Here is a 734-nt window from a genome sequence, read left to right on the forward strand (position 1 = left end):
GTGTTGGTCAAATAAAACCAATCGTAGAGGAAGCTAGGGGTCCACAAGTCTATTTGATTGATTGGCGGACGCGCAATGAGGCTTTTTTTTCAGCTTTACAGATTGAACGGAATGTTATGTTTTTTATTCTTTCTCTCATTGTTCTTGTTGCTGCTTTGAATATTGTTTCAGGACTGATTATGCTTGTAAAAGATAAAAGTCATGATATCGCAATTTTGCGCACGATGGGCGCACAAAAAAGTACGATTTTGCGTATATTTATAGTCACTGGGATGATGATTGGATTGGTTGGAACAGTATTGGGGTTAATTTTTGGTGTCATAGCAACTGTGAATATCAATCATATTCAAGATTTTGTATCTTGGCTATTTAATGTCGATGTTTTTAATCCGCAACTTTATTTTTTAACAAAATTACCTGCCCAACTTGATTGGAGACAAACAGTTATGGTTGCTGGAATGGCTCTATTTTTGTCATTCCTTGCTGCTCTCATTCCGGCATGGCGAGCTGCTAAGCTGGATCCCGTACAAGCTTTGAGGTATGAATAATGGCGGCTATTTTAGAGCTTGTAGAGATCGAACGACATTTTTTTGAGAGTCATAAACCTCTCATTATTTTAGATAAAGCGAATTTTATTCTTAATCCTGGTGAACTTGTAGCCCTTGTGGCACCTTCTGGTGCTGGAAAATCAACACTTCTTCATATTGCTGGATTATTGGAAAAACCAACTGCTG

At 37.9% G+C, this 734-nt stretch carries 2 protein-coding genes; both read left to right on the top strand.

Features of this window, described 5'->3' with window-relative positions:
• Positions 1 to 548: FtsX-like permease family protein (locus ACFIK8_RS11335; RefSeq protein ID WP_375669484.1), on the top strand; the 548-nt coding region annotated here is incomplete at its 5' end.
• Positions 548 to 734, top strand: a 187-nt coding sequence (locus ACFIK8_RS11340; RefSeq protein WP_375669485.1) for an ATP-binding cassette domain-containing protein, incomplete at its 3' end; no start/stop codon positions are given. The genes ACFIK8_RS11335 and ACFIK8_RS11340, both read left to right, overlap by 1 nt.

The sequence above is a fragment of the Bartonella sp. MR168JLCBS genome, assembly GCF_042194175.1.